The sequence below is a fragment of the Caulobacter hibisci genome (assembly GCF_016135805.1).
Lineage (GTDB): Bacteria > Pseudomonadota > Alphaproteobacteria > Caulobacterales > Caulobacteraceae > Caulobacter > Caulobacter hibisci.
On the sequence record NZ_JADWOX010000026.1, the window covers coordinates 13,385 to 25,545 of the forward strand.

Annotated in this window: 5 protein-coding genes and 1 pseudogene; 2 read left to right on the forward strand and 4 right to left on the reverse strand. The window is 68.0% G+C overall.

Going from position 1 to position 12,161, the window contains the following annotated elements:
• Nucleotides 1-143 precede the first annotated feature (143 nt).
• The 3 genes and pseudogenes from I4Q42_RS24015 to I4Q42_RS24025 form a co-directional block, all read right to left on the reverse strand.
• On the reverse strand, nt 144-6,038 hold the full coding sequence (locus tag I4Q42_RS24015; RefSeq protein ID WP_198578625.1) for an autotransporter domain-containing protein: 5,895 nt from the start codon (nt 6,036-6,038) through the stop codon (nt 144-146).
• Nucleotides 6,039-6,286: 248 nt separating this feature from the next.
• Complete coding sequence (locus I4Q42_RS24020) at nt 6,287-7,210, reverse strand: AraC family transcriptional regulator (protein ID WP_198578626.1); 924 nt, start codon at nt 7,208-7,210, stop codon at nt 6,287-6,289.
• A 314-nt stretch (nt 7,211-7,524) separates the two neighbouring features.
• Nucleotides 7,525-8,556 (reverse strand): annotated as a pseudogene (locus tag I4Q42_RS24025) (DUF2278 family protein); the annotation flags it as partial.
• A gap of 209 nt (nt 8,557-8,765) precedes the next feature.
• Between I4Q42_RS24025 and I4Q42_RS24030 the strand changes: the two are divergent.
• Nucleotides 8,766-9,038, forward strand: coding sequence for a hypothetical protein (locus tag I4Q42_RS24030; protein ID WP_198578628.1), 273 nt, complete (start codon nt 8,766-8,768; stop codon nt 9,036-9,038).
• Complete coding sequence (locus I4Q42_RS24035; protein WP_198578629.1) at nt 9,035-10,399, forward strand: hypothetical protein; 1,365 nt, start codon at nt 9,035-9,037, stop codon at nt 10,397-10,399. Before I4Q42_RS24030 ends, I4Q42_RS24035 begins: the two co-directional genes overlap by 4 nt.
• On the opposite strand, the gene I4Q42_RS24040 is transcribed toward I4Q42_RS24035, so the two are convergent.
• Complete coding sequence (locus tag I4Q42_RS24040; RefSeq protein WP_198578630.1) at nt 10,308-12,077, reverse strand: hypothetical protein; 1,770 nt, start codon at nt 12,075-12,077, stop codon at nt 10,308-10,310. The genes I4Q42_RS24035 and I4Q42_RS24040 overlap by 92 nt on opposite strands.
• Nucleotides 12,078-12,161: the final 84 nt, after the last annotated feature.

Below are 12,161 nucleotides of genomic sequence, written 5' to 3' on the forward strand. Positions count from 1 at the left end.
AGGGTCGCGGTCGTTCCCGCCTGGATGGTGACGTCGCCGCTGGCGGCGTCCGTGCCTTGAGTGATCGCCAATCCGACGTTGACGGCGCCGCTGGTCGAACGCGCCAGAACGTGTGCGTCGTCGATCGTGCCGAGGCCCGCCGATCAGAACCTCCAGCTGAGTTGCGCGCGCGCGCCGTGGTTGGTCGAGCGGTCGCCGTAATCCCCGGAATAGGTCACGCCCAGCACGGCGCTTCGACCGAGGTCGGCTTCCAGGCCCAGCTTGACGGCGAGGCTGTCCTCGTCGATCGGAGCGCCGACGATCGCGAACGATGGCGCGCCGGTGAAGGCCAGGTCGATGCTCGGCGCGCGGTCGCCGAACGCATGGCGCAGCGCGGCCGAACCGTTGAGGCGCAGGCCAAGCTTCCCGGCGGTCAGGTCGCTCTTCAGGCGCACGCCCACCGAGCCATAAGCCAGGTGCTCGTCGCCGCCGCCGCCATGCAGCGCGGCGCTGCCGCCCTGCTCGCTCACGCCGGCGTTGGTCAGCGCGACATAGGCCAGACCCGCGAATGGTTGCAGCGTCGTACCGGCGACCTCGTGCTTGAAGGCGACTTCGCCGAACGCCTGGTAGGTGTGGGCCGAATAGTCGCTCGACAGGGTCTCGGCGAAGGTTCCGAAGGCGACCCGACGCGCGGCCTTGACCTCGTTCCAGGCATAGGCGCCGCCCAGCTGGACCGACAGTCCGCCGCGCTCCGCCAGCAGATGGCCGCCTATATGAAGGGTCTCGACGTCGTGCTTGGCGTTGGCGGTCTTCAGGTCGCTCGTGCTGTAGCCCGCCGCGACGCCGACGCGCACATGCTCGCCGAAGGCGCTATCGACGCCGGTCAGCAGGCCCTGGATGTCGCGGTCGTAGCTTTGCGCATTGCCGTCGCCCTTCATGGAGCCCCAGTCGCCGAAGATCTGCCCCCAGGCCGAGGGCCCCTCGACGCCGGCCAGGTCGCCCCGCGCCAGGATCGCGTCGCGCACGAAGCGGCTGTCCTGGATCAGCGAACCGCGCAGGCTGGCGTAGTCCGAACCGGCCAGCTGGTCGAAAGCCCCGCGCGCCTGCTCGGTCGAGAGGTTGACCACGGTGTCGAACACCGGGTTGTCCCAGCCCAGGCTTTCGGCGCCCGCCCCCGCCGCGACCTGGTTGGGGGTCACGCCGATGTCTGTGAAGCTGATGTCGTTGCGGCGCAGGCGCAGATAGACGTTCGAGCCGTCATAGCTGAGCGAGGGGTCCAGGAAGGCCAGGTTCGAGGTGACGCCGTCGAACTTGCCGCCGGCCGCGAGGCCGCCGTCGGCATGCAGGATCAGGTAGCTCGTCTGCGGCTTGTAGTTTCCAGCGCCCGCCAGCACCTGGACGGTCCCGCCCTGGATCGTGGCCACGCCGGAGGCGAGGATCTTGTCCGACTGCCCCGCCGCGTTGGCCTCGACCTCGAAGACCGAGCCCGGCTTGAAGGTGACGCCGCCGGCGACGGTCAGCGCGCCGATCGAATTGCCGGGCGCGATCGTGCCCGACACGACGGTGGTCCCCACCGTGCCGACGCCCTGCAGGCGGGCGCCGGACCAGACGTCCAGGGTTCCGCCGAGCCCGCCGTTCACCGCCAGCGTGCCCCGCTCGACCGTGGTCGAGCCGGTGAAGCCGCTGGAGGTCCCGGTCAGTTCGGTCTTGCCCGCGCCGACCTGACGAAGCTGTCCGGAGCCGCTGATGGCGCCGGCGTAGGTCAGGCTGTCCGAACGGTCGAACACCAGCGCGCCGCTGTTGGCGACGTTACCGACGATCGAACCCGTGGTTCCGCCGGCGCCCAGCTTCAGCTGCGCGCCGGAGGCGATCGTCGTGCCGCCGACATAGCTGTTGTTGGCGGTGAAGGTGACGCCGCCATCTAGGATGCGCACAGCGCCCGAACCGGAAACCAGACCGCCAAAGGTGATGGCGTCCGACCGGTCGAAGGCCAGCACGCCGCTGTTGGCGACGTCGCCGACGATGGAACCCGAAGTCCCGCCATCACCGATCTGGAGCGTACCCGCCTGAATGGAGGTGCCGCCGGCATAGGTGTTGGTCCCGGTCAGCACCAGCGTGCCGGCCTCGGTCTTGGTGATCCCGGCCACGCCGGTGATCGCCGCGCCGATCTTGGCGACGTCGGCCAGGACGCGGATCTCGCTCCCCGTCGCGACAGTGGTGAGCTGGCCGCTCCCGTTCAGTTCATAACCCTCGTCGACGAACTGCAGGCCCAGGAAGCTCTGCGCGCCCTCCACCGTGATCTCGCCGCCGGCAAACGCGCCGGCGTCCTTGAAGACGGCGTAGTTGCCCGCCCAGGCGGCCGGGGTGTTGCCGCCCTGGTTCAGCCATTGGGTGTTGGCCGCGTTCCAGACGCCGTCACCGCCCTGCCAGTGCTGCAGGGTGTCGTCGCCGGGAATGAGCGTGGTGCTGATCAGCAGGTCGACCCGGCCGCCGCCCGCCTGCAGCGTGTAGTCCACATTGCTCAGCGACAGGGTGGAGTTGATCGTCGCCGTGTTGGAGGTCAGAGCCCCGCCGTAGGTGATGAGGCGATAGTATCCCAGGCCCGCCGCCATGGCGGGGCTCTGCGAGAGATTGACCACGCCGTCCAGCGCCAGGTCGCCGCTGACGACCAGACGGTCGCTGACTCCGGGCGAGGCCGACGACGCGCCCGGCGCGACCAGCTGGATATCAAGGTTGGAGCCGGACGCCAGGGTAAGGTCACCCGCGATCGATAGGGTGGCGACAGATCCGATGGCTTCCCCGGAGCCGGGCGCCAGATGGCCGCCGCTCTGGATGGTGGTGTCGCCCACCGTGCCCGCGCCGCCCAGCGTCGCGCCGGAGGCGACGGTGAGCGTCGAGCCGACCAGGGAGCCGTTGACCGTCAGGGTTCCCGCCTCGACGGACGTCGCACCGGTGAAGGCCGAAGAGTCGCCGGTCAGGACCAGCTTGCCCGAACCGACCTGGCGGACCACGCCCGAGCCGCTGATCAGGCCGTCGAAGTTGAAGCTGTCGGAGCGGTCGAACAGCAAGGCGCCGTTGGCGACCACGTCGCCGATCAAGCCGCTCGTGCCGCCGGCGCCGAGGTTCAGCTGCGCGCCCGAAGCGATAGTCGTGCCGCCGGCATAGATGTGGTCGGCGGTGAAGGTCACGCCGCCGTCCAGGATGCGCAACGCGCCCGAGCCGGAGATCCTACCGGCGAAGGTGATGTCGTCCGACCGGTTGAAGACCAGCACGCCCCGGTTGCCGACATTGCCGACGATCGAGCCCGAAGTCCCGCCGTCGCCGATCTGCAGCGTGCCCGCCTGGATCGACGTCCCGCCGGTATAGGTATTGGCGCCGGTCAGGATCAGCGTGCCGGCCTGGGTCTTGGCGACGAGGCCCGAGCCGGTGATCGCAACGCCGATCGTGGCGGTGTCGGCCAGAACGCGGATCTCGCTTGTGCCCGAGGCGGCCAGTTGGCCGGCTCCGGTCAGCTCATAGCCCTCGTCGACGAACTGGAGGCCGATGAAGCTCTGCGCGCCGTCGACCGTGACGGCGCCGCCCGTGAAGGCGCCGGCGTCCTTGAAGATCGCGTACTTGCTCGCCCAGGCCGCCGGGGTGTTGCCGCCGTCGTTCAGCCATTGCGTGCTCGTCGCGCTCCAGACGCCGTCGCCGCCCTGCCAGTGCTGCAGGGTATCGTCACCGGGAATGAGGGCGTTACTGATGTACAGGTCGACCCGGCCGCTGCCGGCCTGCAGCGCGTAGCTCACATTGCTCAGCGACAGCGTGGAGTTGATCGTCGCCGTGTTGGAGGTCAGGGCGCCCCCATAGGTGATCAGGCGGTAGTAGCCGATGCCGGCCACGCCGTCGGCCGAGTCCGCGCTCTGCGCGAGATTGACCACGCCGTTGAGCGCCAGGTCGCCGCTGACGATCAGCCGATCGCTGACGCCGGGCGAGGCCGAAGACGCCCCCGGCGCGCCCAGCTCGATGTCGAGGCTGGAGCCCGAGGCCAGGGTCAGGTCGCCGGCGATCGACAGCGAGCCAACGGAGTTGCCGGCCGCCAGATGGCCGCCGCTCAGGATGGTGGTATCGCCCACCGTGCCCGTGCCGCCCAGCGTCGCACCGGAAGCGACGGTGACCGTCGAACCTGCCAGGGAGCCGTTGACCGACAGGATCCCGGCGCCAACCGTGGTCGCACCGGTGAAGGCCGAAGAGTCTTCGGTCAGGATCAGCTTCCCGACGCCAGCCTTTCGGAAGTCGCCCGCGCCCGAAAGCACGAAATCATAGGTTCCGTTCCTGCTCTGATCGAGTGTCAGGAAAGCGCCGGCGCCGATCGTGGCGTCGTTGCCGAACAGGCCGGCCGAAGCGATCACACCGCCGCCCGAAATCGTCCAGTTCGAGGCGGACTCGCCGGTCAGCGTCAGGGTTCCGGCGCCCGTCTTGGTTACAGCGCCGCCGCTAGACATCTGGCCGCGATAGACCCCGTCGAACGCCTGGTCGAAGACGACGCCCCGACTGCCGGCGCCGGTCCCGAAGACCACGCTGCCGGCCAGACTGTTGCTGTCGCCCTTCAGTACGCCTTCCAGCACCGACCAGGTCTGGTTACCCGTACCGGTCAGGGTCCAGGTGCTGGCGCCCAGCTTCTCGAAGGTGTCGAAGCCCATATAGCCGTAGCCGTCATAGGACCCGTCAGACCCGATATGCGTGGCGTCGAAGGTGTCGTCGTCCGCGCCGCCCAGGGCCAGCACGTTGTTGGCGACGCCGCCGGTCACTGCCACGACGTCCCGGATCCACGAGCCGGCGTGGAGCTCCAGGCGGTTGTCGCTGCCGAACAGCTCGATCGCATAGGCGCGCTGGGAGCTTACGCTGACGCCGCCGATGATCGTGCCCGAATTGATGATGGTCGTGGAGCCCGTGCTGGCGCCGACCACGCCCCTGCCGCCGGCGCCCCGCCGGATCGCGTTGGAGGCCTGGCCGCCCGCCCCGCCCTGGATCGTTCCGGCGTTGACCAGCAGCCCCGGCTGGCCGCCCGTGAAGACGATGCCCGCCCCGCCGGCGCCGGAATACATCCCGCTGAAGTTGCCGTTCCCTTGCCCGCCGACGCCGCCGGCGATGACGCCGGTCGCGCTGTTCTCGATCGTGCCGCCCCAGGCGATCACGCCGATGCCGGCCGCCCCGCCGTTCGAGTAGCCGTAGCCGCCCTCGCCGCCGACGATCGTCCCCGCGTTGACGATGGTTCCAAGATTGCTGAGCACGCCGGCCGCGCCCGCCCCGCCCCAACTGGCGAAAGTGCCCCCGGCCCCGCCCGTGATCGCGCCGCTTTGGACGTTCAGCGAACCGCCGTTGTAGAGGAAGAGGCCCGCGCCACCATTGCCGAGCGAGCTGCCCGCGCCGCCCGTGATGGCGCTGGCCGCACCGCCCGCGCCGCCGTCCACGGTCACCGAGCCGCCGTTCAGCAGCACCAGCCCGACGCCGCCGCCGCCACCGCCGCCGCCGCCGCCAGCGTTGCCCTCGCCGCCGTCGCCCCCCGTGATGTCATAGCCCGCGGTCGACAGCCGCACGTTCGCGCCCGTCAGCACGAGCCCCCCGCCGCCGCCGCCGCCGGCCGCGTTGGCGCCGCCGTTAGCGCCGTCCGTCCCGGCGAAGTCGACGGCCAACGAGATGGCGCCGGTCGAAGCAAGCTGCCAGCCAAGGCCGCCGTCGCCGCCAAGGCCGGTGGCGCCGCCGCCGCCGCCGCCGGCCGAGAGATCGTTCAGCGCCCCGGGCTGCCCTCCGGCCTGGCTGCCGTTGGCCCCTGCCTCGGCCGAGCCGGTCGGCGTGGCGGCCGCCGCCCCGCCATAGCTTCCAGAGCCGGAGGCGCCGCCGGCGCCGCCGGCGATGCCGCCCTGGGGCGTGAAGGAGCCGAAGCCGGCGCCATCGCCGCCGCCCCGGGTGATCTGCCGGGCCTGCGCCACCGGGGCGCTGAGGCCGACCGCCAGCGCGAGCACCGTGAGCGAGACCGAGTTGCGGATGGCCCGCGCTTTGTTGATCGACTGCCGCACTTTGACACCTGCCAGGCCCGTCTTGGCGGGCCGTTCTTGAACCGCAGGGACGTCAGATCGCGTCACGCGACGCGTTCGGCTGGGCCAGGCCCGATCCCCCTGAAACGCACACGCCGACAGCGGTCGACGGCGACGCCTTCAGGCGAGCCCGCTCGACGATCCGCATGGCGCGTGCCGGCCCGTCCCTGCCAGCGGGGCGTGCGGCGGACTATGCGATCCCGGCATGAACGGTAGAGTTTGGAACCTGGTCAGTGCGCCTTGCGGCGCAGGGTGTCCGAAGGACGCTCGCCGAAGCGGAGGCGATAGGCCTGGGCGAAACGTCCCAGCTCCCAGAAGCCGTTGTCCATGGCGACGCTAGTCACCAGGGTGGTGGCGGGATCGGAGGCCCGCAGCCGCGCGTGGACAAGGTCGAGACGGCGATTGCGGGCATAGCGCACCGCGCCTTCGCCCAGGAACTCCTGGCAGGCCAGGTTGAGCGTCCGCTCCGCCACGCCCACGACGGCGCAGATGTCGCCCAGCGACAGCATCTCTTCCGGGCGCTCCTCCAGGGCGCGCTCGAAGCGGGCGACGATCTGGCGATGACGCCCCAGGGCCGCGCCGTCGGGCTTGACCAGGCCCTGGGAGAGACAGGCCATCAGCTTGTCGACGACGGCCCCGGCCAGGGCCCGGGCGGGCTGCGGCTCGGCGATGACCTGGGGCGTGTCCTGGATCACGACCGAGATGTCGTTCATCAGGCCGACGAGTTCGTCCATCGCCCCCGGCGGCGCGATGAACATGCGATCGTCGTCCAGCGGCGTCGTATGGCCGACGCCCATCAGGTTCGGCGCATGCGCGGTCAACCGCTCGAACGGCATGGTCACGATGCCGAAGGCCCATGGCATGTCGGGGGGAGAGCCGGTGACGGTCTGCTCGTTGGGGCAGAAGTGGAAGATGTGCCGGCCAAAAAGCTTTCGCCCCGAGACGCGCCGCATGATCCCCGGCTCGGTGGCGAACATGAAGGTATGGACACCGGGGATGGCCGCGGTCTGGGCGATGCCCTGGGCGAAACGGCCCATGCCCAGGTTCAATCCGCCGAAGCTCGCCCGCGCCAGCATGCCGTCGAAACGCCGGGTCGTCCGTCCGAGCGGAAGGGGCTTGGCCCCCGAATTGATGTCGCCGATGGCCAGCGCCATCGTCTCGGGGTCCGTGAACCTGGCGAAGGCGCTCGAGGCGGAAGGCTTGCTGGACGGATCGGGCGTCATCGTGATGCGGAGAGGTCGCGAACTGTGTCGACTTGGCGACAATGCCCAACGCCTATGCCAAGACTCACCCAAGAACAACCAAAGCTTGGCGACGGCGTAACCGAACCAACGGCGTCCGCCCGGCGACGCCAGGGCATCGGCGACAGAAACGACACTTGAGGGACGGCAAAGCCGTCTAGATCGTCGAACCTCCACGCAGCGACGCCCGTTTTACGTCGCTGCGCGCCTTCCAACGCCCGGTGCGGCTATCTCTGGAACGGCAGGGTGCGGCCTGGCTGACGAACCTGGTCGCGGGTGTAGGCCACGCCGTGCACCTTCAGCCCCTTAGCGTCGACAAGCGTGATCTGGCCGCCCTTGTTGCCCAGGACCATAGGCTTGACCACGGCGATCTTCAGGGTGTCGCCCGGTCCGATCTCGCCGTTCAGCGCCGTGGCCTGCTTCTGGGCGTCGAGCAGGCGCCACCCCTCCAGGCTGACGGCCAGGTCGGAGGTGTTGAGCAGAGTGACGCTCTCGCGCTCGGGGTCGGCCTTGTCGTTGACCAGGGCCGCGACAATGCGGACCAGACCGTCGGGAACGTCGGCGTTCGGGAGAACATCGCGCTCGACCGGAGTATGCGGCTGACCGGGAAAGTCCGGATCGACGGGCGCGGCCGGCGCGCCGGTGATGTCGTCCGAATGCCAGGCCTGGGTCTGGAACTTGAGGAAGATGCCCACCCAAAGCTTCTCGTTTGGGAACTCGAATACCAGGCAACCGTCCTGCCAAGGACCGTTGCTGGCTTCGAACCGCCCGGCGGGATTGCCCTGATTGAAGTGGATGTCGTGGATGCTGCGCCCCGGTTTGAAGCCGAAATAGCCATCGGCCTTGGGCTCCGGGCCCCAGGTCTCGCCGAAGGCGTAGATCATCGCCGTCTCGTCGGCCATGGCGCGCTGGACGTAGGCGTCGATCTTCTCGTTGAGGTCGTTGTCGGGCCCAGCCGCGTCGATCGGCAACGGCTTGAACTCCCACGGCTGGCCGACGTTGGAGCGGATGAAATCGATCGCCAGGCCGCCCGGGCGGCTCTGCAGAGGGTGCAAACCCTGCTCCAGCGCCTTCAATCCTTCGGTCACCGGATGCTCGAACGGCGCGCGCACCAGGAACTGCACCTCGCTGCCGTCCGACGATCGAACGTTGATTGCGATGCGGTGCTGCTCGCCGTCGGCCGAGACCTGGATCTGATAGTGCGGCGAGCGGCTCGCCCCCAACCGGTTGGCGGTCGGACGGCCCTTGAGCACGGCGTAGTTTTTAAGCGGCGCGACCTGTCCCCCGCAATTTCGTCGCGCCCATGACGATCAGACGCAACCGCGGACGTGACTCATGTCCAATGAACATTGCAATTCAGAATCGTGTATTCTTTTTTACACAACCATACGCAGAGGGGGATGCGTCTATGGCCGACGACAATGCGCATGTGGCTTCCGGCGCTGGGGACGCGTCTAACGATCCATCGATGATTTCGTCGCGTGTCACCGCTGCGGTGACCGCGCAGATGATCGCCGAGGCGCTGTGGCCGCCGCCCAATGTCGTCAAGACCTTCAAGGACGACTGGAACTTCAGTCGTGACCAGATGCGCAACTTCCTGGCCGACGTCCAGGAAGCCCTCCAAGCTGGCGATCCTCCGCTGACCTTCGAGTTCGACGCGGCCTTCATCCGCAGCGCCCTCTCGGCCACCGCGCCGGGCCTGATCGCCCTGATCGAGCCCAAGGTGGAGGCGAACGCGTGAACCGCCTCGCCTTCGCGACCGGCGTTCTGCTGCTCGTCCCGGCCGCCGCCTTCGCCGCCCCGCCTCAGCCCGTTCCCAGCTACGACGCCGTCTGCCTCAACGGCGAGGTCGACAAGGAAAAGCTCGCCACCTTCTATCTCGACCTCAAGCCCGTCAGCCGCACGCTCGAGGACTGGGCCCAGGCCAATCCTGACAAGCCCTTCGGCGCGTCGCGCGTTGACATGAGCGGCTGGAACATCTCGCCTCGCCAGCGGCTTCTGGTCGACGCCCGCATCTGCGAGGACAACGACAAGACCAAGAACCCCGCGTGCAAGGCTGACGACGTCAAGAACCTGGCCGAGGCCCGCGCTCAGGCCAGCTTGCTGCTGCAGGCGTTCGGCGACTATTTCCCGGCCAATTTCCCGGTCAGCGAGGGCGGCCAGCCTGTCACGCTGCTGGCCTACTTCAGGGAAGGCGGCAAGGTCCTAAGCTGCCCAGCCGGGGCCAAGCCCCCGCCAGGCAGCGTCGCTCCGCCCAAGTTCGCCTATACCTTCCCGATGCGGGTGCGCGGCTCGACAGAGGGGCTCAATTTCGATCGCGACGAGCCCGACTTCGCGGTCTTCGAAAGCGCCTCGGTGACGATTTCCAACGACGACGTCGCCGCCAAGAAGGTGAGGAAATGGTCGTTGGTCGCCGGCATCCCTCTCCCCACGATACCCGTTGGCGCAAAGGGCGGCGGCGAGCTGGACATCATTCCCTATGTGGGCGGGTCGCGCGACTACTCGCATGTCGAAGGCAAGGCCCCGGTGAACACAGTGGAGTCCACGATCGGCGGCGTGATGGCCGACCTGCGGATCGTCGATCCCGGCGGGCTGAACGCCCTGGCCACCACCCACTCGTTCATCCTGCGCCCTGAATACCGCCACAGCGAGGCCGACAAGGACGTCAGCCGCCTGTGGACCGTGACAGCGGCCTGGACGCCCATCCGCAATAACGGCCTCAACAGCTACAAGGCCTTTTCGCGAAGCCGCGACCTGGTTTCCTGGCGCGCCATCTTCGACGTCCGCGCCGTCGGAGGCTGGTTCACCGATCGCGGCAATCTTGAGCCGCCGTACAATCAGGATTTCCTGCGTGTCGGCTCGCGGGCGGGCTTTGCGATCACCAGCGACCTCGTAAACCTGCCTGTCGACCTGGTGTTGACCGACACTTGGCTGCCCAATCTGTCGAGCGGCCAGGACATCAACTTCTTCACCACCCGGCTGTCGCTGTCGCCCGACCCCAAGCGGATTTTCACCCTGGACCTGTCCTATTCGAAGGGGCGGCGTTCCGACGTGATCCAGGATCAGCAGGAATGGAAACTGAGCCTCGGCGCGAAGTACTGACCGCCCCGGCGTTCATTTCGCGATGTTCTACGCGCCGACGAAATACCGTCGGCGCAGGGCCTTGGGTCCATCGGAGAAGTGGGCGTCGAGCCAATCGCCTTGTTGCGCCTTGAGATATCCGCCCGAGCCGTCGCCGGCGTGAGCCCGCCGCATGCGGCGAGTGACGTAGCGGGCGTAGAGATGGTCGAAAATCCTCAGAAACTCGCCGAAATAGATGTCGCCGACCCGAGTGTCGCCGCGGATCACTGTTCTCGTCATTGGTATGCTGCGAGGGTTTGCTGAAATTGGCCGTGCCGGTGACCACCACCGGATCTTCCCCAAGCGGGTCGGTGACGATGAACTTGTCGTGGATGTAGAGATTCTTGTTGAACCCCGACAACCGCTCGCCGACAAACAGTTCCAGGTCGCCAGCCTCCAGCTTGGCGCCCGCCGCCACCACGGTCCGACCATCGGCCGTCGCGCGCATCTCGGCGTTGGCGTTCAGGCTCTTGTCGAACAGCAGATAGCGCAGCGCCTGGCTCGGCGCGGCCAACGCCTGCAGGAAGATGTCGTCGAAATTGAAGGCGAAGGTCATGCCGGCCCATTGCTGGGCGGAGGCCAACACATCCCCATACCAGTACAGGGTCGGGACGGTCGCGGTCGGATCGCGCGGGCTAAACAGGGTCAAGATGCGGTCAGCGGGCGGCGGCGATTTTGCCGCCGGCGTGGCCTCGACTGTCTTGTTGGCCGTCTTCAGCGCCCCGACCGTGACGTCGACGTCTGAGAGACGCTCCCAGAAGTCCGAGAAGCGTCCAGCGACTTCGGCATCCCAGATCTCGTGCCCGACATTGGAATGCCCGAAGATGCCGCCGGCCGAAATGTTGGTGGATCCGGTCCACACCGCCACCGGCTCGTCGTCCTCAAGCAGGACGATGAACTTGTTGTGCCGGATCCCCCCGCGCTCGCCCTGCGGCGAACAGATATCCTCGATCCCGACCGCTTTGATCATCTCCTCATTGTGGCTCTTGTAGCTCTCGGCTTCGTAGAAAACCTTGACGTCAGCGCCCCGATCCCGGGCGGCCTTGAACGCTTGCCCCACCGGCGCGTACTGGAATTCATAGAGCATGGCCCGCAACGAAAAACGGGGTCCGGACGCCCGACCGATGAAAGCGATGAGCGCCTCGAAAAGGCCCCGCGACAGCCAGGCCATCTGCGGCGACGAGGGCGCATCGGGATCGGGGCGCTGGTCGCCGAATTTCCGCGCATAGGCTTGTGAGCCGGCCGCGCCCCGGTTGAAAAAGATGTTGTGGCGTACGCCTTGCGTCCGCGGGTCCTGTTCGGCCTCGGTGACGACTGTGACGCTCACCGCCGCCTCGGCGTCGAGACGCAGGCGCTTGGAGCGCCCGTAGACCGGTGTGACGGTGTATCGATAGGTGCGGCCGGGCTTGGCGGTATAGTCGCCCCACTGGAAACTCTGCACGGGATGCTCGGCGGTCGAGACCAGCGACCCGGCCGGCAATCCCTCGTCCTTGTCCTCGAAGCGCTTGATGCCCCGGAGGGGATAGTCCTCGACCACCTCCCCATCGACAATCTCAGCGCGCGACAATGCAAATCCGAGCAGATTGAGCGAAGCATCGGGTGGACCGTCAACGAAATCCCAGCCCAAGCTGACCACGTGTAGCCCGGCGATCGCTCGCACGACCAACACCTCGCCTAAGACCTTCGCACGCGTATGTCCGCCCCCCCCCGGCTCCGACAATCGAACGATGCTCCGCCCGATGCA

What these genes read in the sequence shown, in the direction of transcription:
- I4Q42_RS24020 (WP_198578626.1), bottom strand. Translation starts at nt 7,210, where the DNA reads ATGGCGCTGGCCATCGGCGACATCAATTCGGGGGCCAAGCCCCTTCCG.
- I4Q42_RS24030 (WP_198578628.1), top strand. Translation starts at nt 8,766, where the DNA reads ATGATTTCGTCGCGTGTCACCGCTGCGGTGACCGCGCAGATGATCGCC.